This window comes from Enterobacter sp. RIT637 (assembly GCF_019718755.1).
In the GTDB taxonomy this organism is placed as follows: Bacteria; Pseudomonadota; Gammaproteobacteria; order Enterobacterales; family Enterobacteriaceae; genus Enterobacter.
In genome coordinates this window covers 666,273-680,651 of sequence record NZ_JAIHAZ010000001.1, presented here as the reverse complement: position 1 = coordinate 680,651, position 14,379 = coordinate 666,273, and the positions used below count along the sequence as shown (strand labels likewise).

Below are 14,379 nucleotides of genomic sequence, written 5' to 3'. Positions count from 1 at the left end.
CTCAGTTCCCCTCCCCGGCGGCTATCGCATTGATCACGTCCAGCGCGCTGCGCACTCCGTCTTCATGAAAACCGTTGTACCAGTATGCCCCGCAGAACCAGCTCCGGTTATGACCGTTGATCTCCCCGCGACGCGCCTGTGCGCGCCAGCTTTTAGGGTTGAACAGCGGGTGCTCATAGATAAAGCGCTTCAGAACGAAGCGTTCATCAACCGGCGTTTCAGGGTTCAGCGTGACGCAGAACAGCGGACTCCCTTCAGGCAGCCCCTGCAAAATGTTCATGTTGTACGTGACGCAGGCGCTGGCCTGGTCACGTTCACTCAGGCGATAGTTCCAGCTCGCCCACGCGCGCTCGCGCACCGGCAGCCAGCGCCTGTCGCTGTGTAAAACCACCTCGTTGCGCTGCCAGCCGATATCCCCCAGCACATCACGCTCTGCGGGCGTCGGCTCGTCCAGCATCGCCAGCGCCTGCCCGGAATGGCAGGCAAAAATCACCTGATCGAACGAATGGCTCGCGTCGTCCAGCTGGATCGTCACACCGCGATCATGGCGAATCACCTGCTGCACCGGCGCGTTCAGGTGCAAGGTCAGGCGATTGCCGAGCCTGGCGAGCATCGCGCGGATGTACTCCCGCGAGCCGCCGGGCACAACGTACCACTGCGGCCGATGGGTAATATCCAGCAGGCCGTGGTGGTGAAAGAAGCGCAAAAAGAGCGGCAGCGGGAAACGCTTCATCTCCTGCAATGATGATGACCAGATGGCGGCCCCCATCGGCAGAATGTAATGGCGGGCAAAAAACGGCGTGAAGCCGTGCTGTTCCAGAAACGTCTCCAGCGTGGCGTCAGGGTCCACCTCCCCGTCCAGCGCCTGTTTTGCCAGACGATTGAAGCGCACGATCTCACCGAGCAGCCGCCAGAATGCCGGATTCACCAGGTTTCGGCGCTGGGCAAACAGCGACGTCAGCGTATGTCCGTTGTACTCCAGCCCCGTCGCCGGGTTGTGCACCGAAAAGCTCATCTGCGTTTTTTGGCCGCTGATGCCCAGCTCGCTGAGCAGGCCCATAAAGCGCGGATAGGTGCGGTCGTTATAGACGATAAACCCGGTGTCGATCGCGTATGTGCCCTGTGGCGTCGTCACGTCAACCGTTGCCGTATGACCGCCGGGCGTGGCGCCCGCTTCAAACAGGGTCACCTGATGATGGCCCGCCAGACGCCAGGCGCAGGTCAGCCCGGCAATACCGCTGCCGATAATCGCGATTTTCATGAGCGCACCATCCTGCGCAGCAGCGCGTTCTGGATCAGGGCCGGAAGCCGTGAGAGCAGCCGCAGGATCAGGCCGAACCCGGAAGGGAACGCAATATGGTTTTTATTCTTCGCCAGCCCGGCGCGTATTGCATTCACGGCCTCGTCAACGGTCACTCTGCCCGGCATGGCAAAATCATTTTTTTGGGTCAGCGGCGTATCCACAAACCCTGGAGAAACCACGGTTACGCCAATCCCTTTCGGCTCCCAGTCCAGACGCAGCGTGTCGGCGAACCAGGTGAGCGCGGCTTTGGACGCGCCGTAGGCTTCGGCTCGCGGAAAATGAAGCCAGTGCGCCATCGAACTGACCAATACCACGCGATGACCAGCAGCCAGCTGCGGCTGAAGCGCGGCGAGGCAGTTCACCGGGCCGAGGAAATTGGTGTTCATCACCCGCTCCACCAGCGCGGCATCCACCACGCCACCATCGAGGTATTCACATGTACCGGCGCAGAGGATCGCCAGTTCGGCATTACAGTCCTTCAACGCCTGGCGACAGGCGTCCCTGTCTGTCATGTCGAAGCGGCGCACCGTGATGTTCGGACTGTGCAACTGGAGAGCGTCCAGACGCGACGCATCTCGCCCGCAGGCAATAACCCGGTAGCCGTCAGCGGCAAAGGAATTCGCCAGCCCGGCGCCAATGCCCGAGCTTGCCCCGGTAATCAGTACCGTTTTCATGATTTGACCCTCCGCTTCACGCCGCGTACCGCCCAGCCCAGCAGAGGAAGGTGTTCGTAGATCATCTCCCCCGCGTCGTAGTAGTCGCGCTGACAGGTGATGAGATCGTTTTCCGTGTCCACCACTGAACAGCCCGGCAGGTCGAGCGGCTCTCCCCCGGCAATGCGCGGGTGCGACCAGTGCATTGTCCAGGTCACAACAAACCGGCGTTCGCTCAGAAGGGGGGTATCAATGGTAAAACGGCAGTCTTCGACGTTCGCCAGCAAATGGGTGAAATAGCGCTGGAGCGCAAAAAGCCCTTTGTGTTTGCCAAACGGATCGATAAGCGTGGCATCCGGGTGATAAAGCCCTACCAGCGCCGACGGCGGCTGAGCGTCCAGCGTGGTGTAGTAATCAACAAACCGACTGACAACGGCGGGCAACGTGCTCATGGGTCACATCCTGGCTGTAAATAACGTGGCGTAATCGCATAATTAAAACTTACACAATTAGTGTTATTTGTCCAAGTTTGTGGTGATCTATTTTTTATTCTGTTTAACTATCAATGCGTTAAAATGAGTAAAGAACGTGGCTTTTGTAGGTCATGTAAGGCATAGCCGCCACCCGGCCTTAACTTTCAGGATATCCTTAAGGCAAACTCACCGGTCTTCTTCCAGGCTTATCCTTTTTATTCATAAGGATGCCTGACATGAAACGCTTCTTTCTCTCTCTGTTCTCCAGCCCTGAGTCATTGCTCCAGGTAATGAGCCAGCAGGAAATCATTGAAGCCGTCGAAGATGGCGATCGCATCATTATCGACCAGGACGGGAACGCCTCGGTGAACTACAAAAGCAACGAGGTACGGCAGGATTTTCTGCGTCACGTCGACGCGCTGAAGAGGGCCTGATATGGGAACGGCAATCTTTATGGTGCTGATGGTGTGCGGGTACTGGTACACCAGCCGCGACCTGTCCACCCGCTTTAAAATCAAGCGTTCCTTCGGCTGGGACGTCTATTTCCTTGTGGCGCTGTACGGCTGTATTTTTGTTCTTCAGGGCGTAATCGCTACCGGTCTGCTCTGGCTGGTGCTACTCACCCTTTCCGCCGCCAACAACGCTTTTCACTTTGCCTCACCGAAATATACAGACTGGCAAATCGACTTTATGAACTGGAGCTTTTTAGGTATTCAGGCACCGGTGGTCGTGATGCTGGCGTTTGCCATCCTGTTTTGCCTCTACCGCTCTAACTGGGCAGGCAGCGCGCGGCTGGACGGTGAAGGCAGGAAAAAGCTCTACAAGCGCCTTGCGCAGTCAAGCGGTATTGAACAGGTGCTCTATCAGTGCATGGAGGAAGGCGAGCTGGCGCAGGTCACGCTTCGGTCGAGGCGAATTTACGTCGGCATGATCCACACCGCGACGCTGGAATATGAAAAAACGGCCAATATCGTGCTGATCCCGATGTTAAGCGGATACAGAGACGCGAAGACGATGAATCTGCGCATCGAGAATAACTACAGCAAGTGGTATGCGGAGCATGACATTACGCTCGACTCTGAACCCCGCAGCGCCATGTCATTCCGGAAGGTGATTTTACTCAATCAGATTGAAAGCATCTCGCTGTTCGACCCCGCCAGCGCCAGCGCGTTATCGCTGGCACAGCGCGACGAGAGCCCTTGCCCTAAAGAGACATCCCCATAATCCTGAGTATGCTCTGCTGTGAAGCGGTTTCGAAAAGGACGTTCTTAACGCAGAGCATGCCCTGCTTCTGGTAGAACCGGAACGCTCCCGCGTTCTGCTCAAGCACTTCCAGCCAGAGATAGTCTTTCCCCCTGCTCCGCGCCATGTCGGTGATGCTGTTGAACATCACCTGACCATAGTTCCTGCCAGTCTCGGCGGGATCGAGGTAGAGCTTGTTCAGAAGAACGCCCTTCTTGTCCGTTTCCGGGAGCATGGCTTCCCAGGTCACTTTCATGAATCCCACTGGCCGATCGGTCTCGGCAACATACCAGGAAACAGCGTTATCTTTCAGGCTCTGTTCAAGTACGGAAAGCGCGTACTCGCCGTCCAGAAAACCCTTCATCTCTGCGTCTGACACCCACAGATGCTGAAAATGGGCGGGATAGATTCGGTATCCCAGCTCGCTTAAAAGCGTTGAATCGGCCCCGGTGGCCTGTCGAATTCGAAGAGACATGGAGGGTATCCTTACTAACCCGCTTTACGTGTGATGCCGCGCGAAACGAGAAAGACAAAAAATAGTTAAATTCTTGCGACATATATTATTGCGGTGAACGACGTTAAGTACAGCCCGCGGGTGATGGATCTCGCCCTGACACACCAAAATGGGTGGGTGAAAACGCTCACCAGTTCGCGCTAGTCTGGCTGTGATGAATGGAAGGTCAGGACTCGCGATTAAAACGTATGGAAATTATTTTGATGCGGCATGGAGAACCCCATTACAGGGGCGCGCCAAAGGTCTCGTGCAGGGAAATGGCGGAGTGGATCGACAGCTACAACCTCTCTTCGGCGGGCAGCGACAGGCCGCCTGAAATGGCGCAAATCCAGGCGTACCGCGCGCTCGCTTTCCTCAGCAGCCCTCTCCCGCGAGCCCTTTCATCGCTGAAAACGCTGGAGTGTGAGCCGGGCTTAGTTGATGAGGTTTTTCGGGAAGCGGAACTGCCGGTATTTCGTATCCCAGGGTTACGGTTGTCGCCTTTTTACTGGGCGTCACTGTTTCGCGTTCTTTGGCTCTGCGGCCTGTCTGGCGAAGCAGAGTGCGTAAGCGTCGCAAAAAAACGTGCCGCTAAGGCGGCTGAGATCCTCGTGACGGCGGCTAAGGCCTCCGATGGCCCCATCTTGCTCATGGGGCATGGGATCATCAATCGGTTTATTGCAAAAGAACTGATCGCATCAGGCTGGAAAGAGCAGACTCGTCAGGGTAAGGGTTACTGGGGAGCGGGGGTTTACAGCCTTATGTAACGGCACCAACTGACGCCGAGGATTTTTCAACCTCAGCAATGGGGTCATAACATCTGGTCAAGAATAACGCAATCGAACAGACGCGCATGCGGATGAGCATCCCGGCATACTTGCCGACTGCATAGCATGTACGCGGATGAGGACTTTTCCAGCTAATATCGAGTGCGAAAGTGCGGTTATAGGCCATTTTCTCATTCCCGATGTGAAGGTTGTTCAACACTAAGTGTTGTTATGTTGCGGGCGTTTGCCAGTCGTCGCAGGGGTAAACATTATTTTCCCCCTAATAACGCTGCGGCTAGTGCCCTCTTCAACGGAGTGATGACCTCATCCGTATCCATGCCCATTTGCGCATGAATAATTGCGCCGTCCACGAGCAGCATGATCTCATTGACGACGCGCTCATCAGCGATTTTCGTCAGCAAGGCAATAGCGTTCTTTGTTTCGCATTTATGATTGCGGCATATCTCTTTTATTTCGCTTTCAATATCTTCCGACTTTGCCTCTGCGCTGGCATTAATAAACGCGCAACCGTGGAACTCGGGCGAAGTAAACCATTCATAAAGCGTTGCAGATATTGCATCAGACGGCATTTTGCCTTCATCGAGATGTCGACGCAGCGTGGTCTCAAACCAGCTAAGCCATATTTCATGCCGATAGCGTAAATAGGCGAGAATAAGTAAGCTTTTACTCGGAAAATGACGGTAGAAAGTCACCTTAGTCACTTTTGACGATTTAATCAGCGTGTCCACGCCCGTCGCCCTGAAGCCTGTGGAATAAAACAGATCGTGCGCCGTGAGTAATATCTTATCTCTGACGCTAATTTTAGTATCGTTGCCTGCGGGTTCTGTTTTCATTTTTTTAGTAGCCTCAAAACGGATGTTGACAGCGTTATTTTACAGGCATAGATTACCGCATGTAGACAGACCTGTCTACATTATATCACCCAGAGGTAATCGCTATGAACACACGTCCTCCTTTACCGCCCTTCACTCGCGAAAGCGCCATCGAAAAAGTCAGGCTGGCGGAAGATGGCTGGAACAGCCGCGACCCGGCAAAAGTCGCGCTTGCCTATACGCTGGATACCCAATGGCGCAACCGCGCAGAGTTCGCCACCAACCGTGAAGAGGCCCAGGCGTTTCTGGAGCGTAAATGGAAAAAAGAGCTGGACTATCGTCTGATTAAAGAGCTCTGGGCATTTACGGATAACCGGATCGCGGTGCGCTATGCCTATGAATGGCATGATGATTCCGGCAACTGGTTCCGTTCCTACGGCAATGAAAACTGGGAGTTTGAGCCGGACGGACTGATGAAGCGCCGCTTTGCCTGCGTCAACGATATGCCGATAAAAGAATCAGAGCGGCTTTTCCACTGGCCGCTGGGCAGACGCCCGGACGATCACCCTTCTCTGAGCGATCTGGGATTATAGCTTTATTAAGAGATAGCGCACATCCAGTACAAACTCGATGAGATAAAAGAATCGGTGGGTAATACGCGTTCTATCACCATTATTGAGAGCCTGCCCTATGCATCTTTGGACGCGAGTAAGGTGTTAAATTTCGTGAAGGAACAGATGCCTGAACTGGCTGCCTGAAATATAAGGCCGCATCGTTTTTGCGGCCTCCTCTCACCCGCCGATTAAAACGCATCGACACAAGGCTGGCCGACCTTGCTAATGGCGTTTTTTATCCTGGCTCTGAGTTCAATTAACGCCGCTTCTTTCTCTTCAAGCTGCTGCAGCTTACGGTGCAGAGACGCTTGTTTTTGCTCGGCGGTAAATTTGTCGTCAACCCAGACCGCTAAAACCTCTGAAATCTCGGCTAGGGTAAAACCCAGCATTTTGGCATGCTTGATCATGTTCAACCGCTGTAAATCAACGGCCGAATAGACTTTGTAGTTATTGCTGCGGTTGGGTTGCGGGATATTCTCTAACAGCCCTTGCCGCTCATAGTAACGGACGGTCTCTTTCGACAATCCCGTTTTCGCACACAGCTCACCAATTCGCATCGCGTTGCCCTCACCTTGTAAAAATCACGCTTGACCCTGTACCTAAGTGCACGGTTTATCCTGTGCGGCACATATGAGGGAAACGGGATTAAAGATATGAATTCTTTTGATTATACAGGAAAAACAGCGCTGGTTACCGGGGCGTCTTCCGGAATGGGGCGTGAGTTCGCCAGACAACTCGCTGCCCGCGGCGCGGCATTGATCCTGATCGCCCGCTCCGAGGCAAAGCTGCAGGCGCTTGCAGCAGAGTTAGTCAGAAAGCATGGCGTATCCGTCACCGTCATCGTGCAGGATTTGGCGAAATCGGAAGCCATTCCCCACATTGCGGCGCGGCTGGAAACCTTAAGACATTATCCCGACGTTTTGATCAATTGCGCCGGGTTCGCCACCTATGGGCCATTCGAAAAGCTGTCTATCGATCGGCAGCGTGATGAAATTAACCTGAACTGTCTGGCTCCCGTGGAACTGACGCACGCCATGCTGCCGGGAATGCTGCAGAAAGGCTTCGGGGTGATTATTAATGTTGCCTCAACCGCCGCGATGCAGCCGGATCCCTATATGGCAATTTATGGCGCTACCAAGGCCTTCCTGCTCTCGTTTTCAAATGCGCTGTGGGGTGAATACCGTTCGAAGGGCATCCGCGTCCTGGCGCTTTGTCCAGGCGCAACGGATACGGCCTTTTTTGATGTGGTGAATGCCGATGAAGCCTCGGTGGGGAAAAGAATGCCTGCTGATAAAGTGGTCGCCCAGGCGTTACAGGCTGTCGATACTAACCGCAACACCCTGATCGCCGGATTCGGTAACTGGCTACTGGGGCAGCTACACCGCTTCGTGACCCGTCAGCGCCTGGTGCTCATCGTTGAAAAAATACTCCGTCCACGTTCTGCTTAACCAAAAAATTCGCGTTTCAGCGCAGAGGAACTGCGCTGAAACCCTCGCATATCACTGTCAGATAGATGCCATTGCGCGCGAAAAACAGTGATACACTTACCCCATCTGATTTATCGTCCCGTCTGAAGGATTCATGACGAAAACGCGTGTAACCAAATTACGAAATGGTCACTCGTTGTCATTCGAAGCCTGTCACGCTAAGCTTAAAAAATGACTAAAAATTTGAACGTCCCAGTAACACGTGGTCCACTTGACCACTCCGTCCGAGAGCAGATCGTCGAAGCGGCGTTTGAGCACTTCGGTCACTACGGCTATGAAAAAACCACCGTCGCCGAACTGGCTAAATCCATTGGTTTTTCAAAGTCCTACATTTATAAATTTTTTGACTCCAAACAGGCTATCGGCGAGGTCATCTGCGCTAACCGTCTGGAACTGATCATGACCGCAGTGCATTCGGCGCTCGCCGATGCGCCCTCCGCCAGCGAGAAAATACGTCGTCTCTTCAGGGCGCTCACCGAGGCGGGAAGCGAACTGTTTTTCCACGATCGTAAGCTTTACGACATCGCCGCCGTTGCCGCGCGGGAAAAATGGCCTTCAACTGAAAGGTATTCAGAACACCTGTTAAAACTGATTGAGAGCATTATTGTTGAAGGCAGGCAGGCCGGGGAGTTCGAAAGAAAAACCCCGCTCGATGAGGCTACGCTCGCGATCTATATGGTGATGTGTCCTTTCATTAACCCCATTGAACTGCAATACAATCTCGAAACCGCGCCCACTGCTGCGATCCTTCTCCCCTCACTGATTTTAAGAAGCCTGGCTCCCTGATTTGTGACCATTGACATTATTGGTCACTAGCCTGAGAATGCGGAAACTGTCCTGTTATTTTAATAAGGGTTTCCCATGCTCAGGCTTACTTCAGCCCGTTGTATCGTTTCTCTCCTGCCGTTGGCCCTCGCGGCCTGCGGCGATAACGCGGCGAGTGACGATCCGCGCACGCACCCACCGCTCGTCAGATCCGCGTCCGTAGAACGCGCGAACGAGGCTTCCCGCGCGTTTACCGGCGTGGTGGTTGCCAGAACGCAAAGCGATCTCGGCTTCAGGGTTCAGGGCAAAATCCTTGAGCGCCTGGTTGATACAGGCCAGAGCGTAAAAAAAGGCCAGCCTTTAATGCGCCTCGATCCTGTTGACCTGACGTTACAGGCGCAGGCGCAGCAGCGGACGGTGGATGCCGCCCAGGCGCGTGCAAGAAAAGCGATCGGTGACGAAGCGCGCTACCGGAGTCTTGTTGCCACGGGCGCAGTGTCTGCCTCCGAGTACGACCAGATTAAAGCGGCGGCCGATACGGCCAGAGCGGAGCTTAGTGCCGCCAGGGCGCAGGCCAACGTCGCGCAAAACGCGACGGGCTATGCCGTACTGTTGGCCGATTCAGACGGCGTGGTGATGGAGACGTTCGCTGAGCCAGGTCAGGTCGTGAGCGCCGGACAGGCCGTTATTCGCCTCGCCCGAGCGGGGCAACGTGAGGCGCTGGTACAGCTTCCTGAGACCCTGCGTCCCGTCGTCGGTAGCGAAGCGCTGGCGACTCGCTATGGCAACGAACAACAGCCCGTAACCGCAACGCTTCGTCTGCTTTCCGATTCCGCCGATGCCACCACCCGCACCTATGAGGCGCGGTATGTACTGGCAGGTGCGCTGGCGGACGCGCCGCTGGGTGCAACCGTCACGCTGAACATAGGGAGTAATCAAGAGAAAAACCAGGTCATGCAGGTTCCCCTTGCGTCGCTCTACGATGCGGGCAAAGGGCCTGGCGTCTGGCGGATCTCGACTCAACCCGCCAGAGTGAGCTGGCAGCCCGTCAAGGTGCTTGGCGTGAGCGATGATTCCGCCCAGGTAACGGGCGGTGTGACGCCCGGTGAAAAGATTGTCGCGTTAGGGGTGCATCTTCTGCATGAAGGCGAAGTGGTCCGCCTCGCTCAACAGCGTTCGGAGAGTCAGCCATGAGCGAAGGACGCTTCAACCTGTCAGCGCTTGCCGTACGCGAGCGCTCGGTCACGCTGTTTTTGATTATTCTGGTGACCATTGCCGGTATTCTCTCGTTTTTCGGGCTTGGGCGTGCCGAAGATCCGCCTTTCACGGTGAAGCAGATGACCGCAATCGCCGTGTGGCCCGGCGCGACCGCGCAGGAGATCCAGGATCAGGTGGCCGAACCGCTTGAAAAGCGCCTGCAGGAGCTGAAATGGTATGACCGTACGGAAACCTACACCCGTCCCGGCATGGCCTTTATCACGCTGTCATTACAGGACAATACGCCGCCTTCTGAGGTGCAGGAAGAGTTTTATCAGGCGAGGAAAAAGCTTGGGGATGAGAGCCGAAATCTCCCTGCTGGCGTGACGGGACCGATGATCAATGACGAGTTCGCCGATGTGACCTTTGCCCTCTTTGCGCTCAAAGCCAAAGGAGAGCCGCAGCGTTTGCTCGTGCGCGATGCCGAAACCATGCGCCAGCAACTCCTGCACGTGCCCGGCGTGAAGAAAGTCAATATCATCGGTGAGCAGGCAGAGCGGATTTATATCTCCTTCTCTCACGATCGTCTCGCGACGCTTGGCCTGTCGCCTCAGGATATTTTCAATGCGCTGAACAATCAGAACGCTTTGACGGCTGCGGGTTCCATTGAGACGCGCGGCGCGCAGATCGTGATACGCCTCGACGGGGCTTTCGATACCCTGCGGAAGATCCGCGATACGCCGTTTATTGCCCAGGGCAAAACGCTCAAGCTCTCCGACGTCGCCACGGTGGAACGAGGTTATGAAGACCCGCCTGTTCTGCAAATTCGTAACCAGCATGAGCTGGCTCTGCTGCTGGGTATTGTAATGCGTGAAGGCTGGAACGGCCTGGCGCTGGGGAAAGCGCTCGATGCCGAAACGACGAGGATCAATGACAGTCTGCCTCTGGGTATGACCCTGACAAAAGTCACCGATCAGTCCGTGAACATCAGCTCGTCAGTGGATGAGTTCATGATCAAATTCTTCGTCGCCCTGCTGGTCGTTATGGTGGTCTGTTTTGTCAGCATGGGCTGGCGTGTGGGCGTGGTCGTCGCGGCGGCGGTTCCTCTGACGCTGGCCGTGGTCTTTGTGGTGATGGAAGCCAGCGGCATTAACTTTGACCGCATCACGCTGGGCTCTCTCATTCTTGCCCTGGGCTTACTGGTTGATGATGCCATCATCGCTATCGAAATGATGGTGGTAAAAATGGAGGAAGGCTACGACAGAATCAAAGCCTCCGCCTACGCCTGGAGCCACACCGCGGCCCCGATGCTCGCCGGTACGCTGGTAACGGCCATTGGCTTTATGCCGAATGGTTTCGCCCAGTCAACGGCGGGAGAATACACCAGCAATATGTTCTGGATTGTCGGCCTGGCGCTGATTGCGTCGTGGGTCGTCGCCGTGGTTTTCACCCCCTATCTCGGCGTGAAAATGCTGCCGGATATGCCCAAAGTGGAAGGGGGACATGCCGCCATCTATGGCACGCCTCGCTATAACCGTTTTCGCCATCTCTTAACCCGCGTCATCGCCAGAAAATGGATCGTGGCGGGTACAGTAGTCGCCATTTTTATTCTGGCGATCCTGGGCATGGGGCTGGTGAAAAAACAATTTTTCCCGACGTCAGATCGCCCCGAAGTGCTGGTTGAAGTGCAGATGCCCTACGGAACATCCATTGAGCAGACCAGCGCCGCCGCCGCGAAAATAGAAGACTGGCTGAAGAAACAGCCAGAAGCCAACATTGTTACCTCGTACATCGGTCAGGGTTCACCGCGCTTTTATCTGGCCATGGCACCTGAGTTACCCGATCCGTCATTTGCGAAGATAGTGGTGTTAACGGATAGCCCGGCATCACGTGAGGCACTCAAGCTTCGGCTACGGAAAGCGGTCGCCGAAGGCCTCGCGCCCGAAGCGCGCGTGCGCGTCACACAGCTGGTGTTTGGTCCCTACTCTCCCTTCCCGGTCGCCTGGCGAGTGTCGGGACCCGATGTCGACACCCTGCGCGGCATCGCTGACAAGGTGAAAGGCGTGCTTGAGGCAAGCCCGATGATGCGGACCGTCAACACGGACTGGGGATCGCGCGTACCCACTCTGCATTTCACCCTCGATCAGGACCGCCTGCAGGCCACCGGCTTAACCTCGAATGCCGTTGCTCAGCAGTTGCAGTTCCTGCTGTCCGGGGTTCCCATTACGTCAGTACGAGAAGACATTCGCGCTGTTGAGGTGATTGGCCGCGCCGCAGGTGATATTCGCCTGGATCCGGCCAAAATAGCGGGCTTTACCCTGGTCGGCAATGCGGGCCAGCGCATCCCTCTGTCACAAATTGGCGACGTTGAGGTGAGAATGGAAGATCCGCTGCTCCGTCGTCGCGACCGAATGCCGACCATTACCGTGCGGGGCGATATCGACGAAACGCTTCAGCCACCGGACGTGTCTACGGCCATCATGAAACAGCTCCAGCCGATCGTGGATTCACTGCCGCCGGGATACCGGATTGAAATGGCCGGATCGATTGAGGAATCAGGCAAAGCCACCCGGGCAATGATGCCGTTGTTCCCCATTATGATTGCCCTGACGCTCCTGATCATCATTCTGCAGGTGCGTTCCATGTCGGCCATGGTCATGGTCTTTCTTACCGCGCCGCTGGGGCTTATCGGCGTGGTGCCAACCTTGCTGCTGTTCAATCAGCCGTTTGGCATCAACGCCCTCGTCGGCTTGATCGCCCTTTCGGGCATTCTGATGCGCAATACGCTGATTCTTATTGGGCAAATCGATCATAACCAGAAAGAGGGGCTCGATCCGTTCCATGCGGTTGTCGAAGCGACAGTACAGCGTGCCAGACCGGTCTTACTGACGGCGTTGGCCGCCGTTCTGGCCTTTATTCCCCTGACGCATTCCGTATTCTGGGGAACGCTCGCCTGGACGCTGATCGGCGGAACGCTAGGGGGAACCATCATTACGCTGGTCTTCCTGCCCGCGATGTATGCGATCTGGTTCAGGATCCGTCCTGCGGCACAAAGCGTTCAGCCTGTTGGAGAAAGCGTGTAAACTACTATCGGTAGATAAACGACACGAGGACATCATGGTTGTTAAGCGCTTAAGAAAAGAGGATCGCCGGGTGCAGCTGCTGGAGGTTGCTCGCGGCATTGTTCGCCAGCAAGGCACCGAGGCGCTCACGCTGGGTTACCTGGCCGAACGGGCCAGCGTGACAAAGCCTATCCCCTACGACCACTTTGGCGATCGTGAAGGCTTGCTGATGGCGCTGTACCAGGATTACAGCGATCGTCAACTGGCAAAATTCCGCGAGACGCTGGCGGTTGACAGCAAAACGCTGGAGAAGACGATCCGCTTTTTCAGCGCTGCCTATATCGACTGCGCCATTAGCGCCGGGCCGGAAACGGGGCCGATAGCCGCAGCGCTGTCCGGCTCCCGCGCGCTGCAGACGTTCCGCGAGGCGTGCGTTGCCGAATGCGCAGACTGCCTGCGCACGGCGCTTTCCCCTTTTGTCACTCTGAAAGGCGTGCAGGGTGAAGCGGCACTGACGGCCATTATTGGCGCGGCGGATGCACTCAGCACCGCCGCGGGCAATGGCGTGCTTGCCCGAAACGTCGCAGAGGATATGCTCTGCGGCGCCATGACCGGCGTGCTGGAGACTTACGCGAATGGCACAAAATGATCGCTCGGGACGGATTGACACTTAAGTTACCAACAGTAATATAAGTATTAATTCACTCCCCTGCTGAGGTTGCTATGTCTGCTACACATGTCATCAATAATGCGCTGATCGTGACGGCTCACCCTGTAGAACATTCGTTATCCCATTCAGTGGCGGATCGCATTGCCGCGACGTTACGCGAGCAAGGGACGCAGGTAGAAATTGCCGATCTTCATGCTGAAGGCTTTAATCCGGCGATGACCCGCGCCGATCTTGATTTGTATCACGGCGATCCCACTGCGCTTCCCGGGGATATCCTGCGCGAGCAGCAGCGCGTCGAGCGAGCGGATATGCTGGTGTTTGTCTTCCCGGTGTACTGGTGGTCAGTCCCCGCACTGTTAAAAGGTTGGTTCGATCGGGTGTTGACCCTGAACTGGGCGTATAAGGTGGCCGACGATGGCCGGATTGTGGGCAATTTACGCGATGTTCCCGTCCGCCTGATTGCCACCGGCGGCAGCGATCTTACCGGATTCGACAAACACGGCTATTCGACGGCGATTCAGACGCAGATAATCGAAGGTGTATTTGGCTTCTGCGGGTTAAAGAACGTGAAGCTTGATATCCTTTACCAGGCTGATACAGCGACGCCTGCCCAGGTGGAGGAATTCCTGCAAGGGCTCGAGAGCCTGAGATGATTCTGGCTATCCCGTCGCTGCATCAGCCCCCTACCCAACTTGGTGAATTGAAGAAATGCGTTAAGCGACGCTATAACTAACGCGATCGTTCCGCATAGAGCGGACTGAATAAACAAAGGTCATTCCATGTATCAGTCAGTTAAGCCAACAACCACCCTCACCACCAC

16 protein-coding genes are annotated in these 14,379 nt (G+C 55.6%); 10 read left to right on the top strand and 6 right to left on the bottom strand.

The window, feature by feature from the left end; translation table 11 throughout:
* Nucleotide 1: 1 nt before the first annotated feature.
* The 3 genes from K5E19_RS03315 to K5E19_RS03305 are packed head-to-tail and all read right to left on the bottom strand — an operon-like array spanning nt 2 to nt 2,408.
* A complete protein-coding gene (locus tag K5E19_RS03315) occupies nt 2-1,261 on the bottom strand; it encodes an NAD(P)/FAD-dependent oxidoreductase (RefSeq protein ID WP_221549958.1) in 1,260 nt (419 codons plus the stop codon).
* Nucleotides 1,258-1,977, bottom strand: a complete 720-nt coding sequence (locus K5E19_RS03310; protein WP_221549957.1) for an SDR family NAD(P)-dependent oxidoreductase — start codon at nt 1,975-1,977, stop codon at nt 1,258-1,260. The genes K5E19_RS03315 and K5E19_RS03310 overlap by 4 nt, the downstream gene beginning before the upstream one ends.
* Nucleotides 1,974-2,408, bottom strand: a complete 435-nt coding sequence (locus tag K5E19_RS03305) for a nuclear transport factor 2 family protein (RefSeq protein WP_221549956.1) — start codon at nt 2,406-2,408, stop codon at nt 1,974-1,976. Before K5E19_RS03305 ends, K5E19_RS03310 begins: the two co-directional genes overlap by 4 nt.
* 257 nt (nt 2,409-2,665) lie before the next feature.
* Between K5E19_RS03305 and K5E19_RS03300 the strand changes: the two genes are divergently transcribed.
* Both K5E19_RS03300 and K5E19_RS03295 read left to right on the top strand, forming a co-directional pair.
* Nucleotides 2,666-2,863: a hypothetical protein gene (locus K5E19_RS03300; protein WP_042715285.1), complete on the top strand. Its 198-nt coding sequence runs from the start codon at nt 2,666-2,668 to the stop codon at nt 2,861-2,863.
* A 1-nt stretch (nt 2,864) separates the two neighbouring features.
* On the top strand, nt 2,865-3,653 hold the full coding sequence (locus K5E19_RS03295) for a hypothetical protein (RefSeq protein ID WP_221549955.1): 789 nt from the start codon (nt 2,865-2,867) through the stop codon (nt 3,651-3,653).
* On the opposite strand, the gene K5E19_RS03290 is transcribed toward K5E19_RS03295, so the two are convergent.
* Complete coding sequence (locus K5E19_RS03290; protein WP_221549954.1) at nt 3,634-4,146, bottom strand: GNAT family N-acetyltransferase; 513 nt, start codon at nt 4,144-4,146, stop codon at nt 3,634-3,636. The two genes, K5E19_RS03295 and K5E19_RS03290, sit on opposite strands and share 20 nt — an antisense overlap.
* Before the next feature lie 197 nt (nt 4,147-4,343).
* On the opposite strand from K5E19_RS03290, the gene K5E19_RS03285 reads away from it, so the two are divergent.
* Nucleotides 4,344-4,931: a histidine phosphatase family protein gene (locus K5E19_RS03285; protein ID WP_260411595.1), complete on the top strand. Its 588-nt coding sequence runs from the start codon at nt 4,344-4,346 to the stop codon at nt 4,929-4,931.
* A gap of 269 nt (nt 4,932-5,200) precedes the next feature.
* On the opposite strand, the gene K5E19_RS03280 is transcribed toward K5E19_RS03285, so the two are convergent.
* Nucleotides 5,201-5,785: a TetR/AcrR family transcriptional regulator gene (locus K5E19_RS03280; protein ID WP_221549953.1), complete on the bottom strand. Its 585-nt coding sequence runs from the start codon at nt 5,783-5,785 to the stop codon at nt 5,201-5,203.
* A gap of 104 nt (nt 5,786-5,889) precedes the next feature.
* Between K5E19_RS03280 and K5E19_RS03275 the strand changes: the two genes are divergently transcribed.
* Nucleotides 5,890-6,357 carry a nuclear transport factor 2 family protein gene (locus tag K5E19_RS03275; protein WP_059354822.1) on the top strand — a complete coding sequence of 156 codons (468 nt, stop codon included), beginning with the start codon at nt 5,890-5,892 and terminating at the stop codon, nt 6,355-6,357.
* 209 nt (nt 6,358-6,566) lie between these two features.
* On the opposite strand, the gene K5E19_RS03270 is transcribed toward K5E19_RS03275, so the two are convergent.
* On the bottom strand, nt 6,567-6,935 hold the full coding sequence (locus K5E19_RS03270) for a MerR family transcriptional regulator (protein WP_221549952.1): 369 nt from the start codon (nt 6,933-6,935) through the stop codon (nt 6,567-6,569).
* A gap of 96 nt (nt 6,936-7,031) precedes the next feature.
* Between K5E19_RS03270 and K5E19_RS03265 the strand changes: the two genes are divergently transcribed.
* The 6 genes from K5E19_RS03265 (at nt 7,032) to K5E19_RS03240 (ending at nt 14,212) form a co-directional block, all read left to right on the top strand.
* A complete protein-coding gene (locus tag K5E19_RS03265) occupies nt 7,032-7,826 on the top strand; it encodes an SDR family oxidoreductase (RefSeq protein ID WP_221549951.1) in 795 nt (264 codons plus the stop codon).
* A 210-nt stretch (nt 7,827-8,036) separates the two neighbouring features.
* Nucleotides 8,037-8,651 (top strand): TetR/AcrR family transcriptional regulator, encoded by a 615-nt coding sequence (locus K5E19_RS03260; RefSeq protein WP_042716843.1) that lies wholly within the window; start codon nt 8,037-8,039, stop codon nt 8,649-8,651.
* A 75-nt stretch (nt 8,652-8,726) separates the two neighbouring features.
* The gene (locus K5E19_RS03255) at nt 8,727-9,824 is read left to right on the top strand and encodes an efflux RND transporter periplasmic adaptor subunit (protein WP_221549950.1); all 1,098 of its coding nucleotides are present in this window, start codon (nt 8,727-8,729) and stop codon (nt 9,822-9,824) included.
* Nucleotides 9,821-12,910 (top strand): efflux RND transporter permease subunit, encoded by a 3,090-nt coding sequence (locus K5E19_RS03250; RefSeq protein ID WP_221549949.1) that lies wholly within the window; start codon nt 9,821-9,823, stop codon nt 12,908-12,910. Before K5E19_RS03255 ends, K5E19_RS03250 begins: the two co-directional genes overlap by 4 nt.
* A gap of 34 nt (nt 12,911-12,944) precedes the next feature.
* On the top strand, nt 12,945-13,538 hold the full coding sequence (locus tag K5E19_RS03245) for a TetR/AcrR family transcriptional regulator (protein WP_221549948.1): 594 nt from the start codon (nt 12,945-12,947) through the stop codon (nt 13,536-13,538).
* A 74-nt stretch (nt 13,539-13,612) separates the two neighbouring features.
* Nucleotides 13,613-14,212, top strand: a complete 600-nt coding sequence (locus tag K5E19_RS03240; protein WP_221549947.1) for an NAD(P)H-dependent oxidoreductase — start codon at nt 13,613-13,615, stop codon at nt 14,210-14,212.
* Nucleotides 14,213-14,379: the final 167 nt, after the last annotated feature.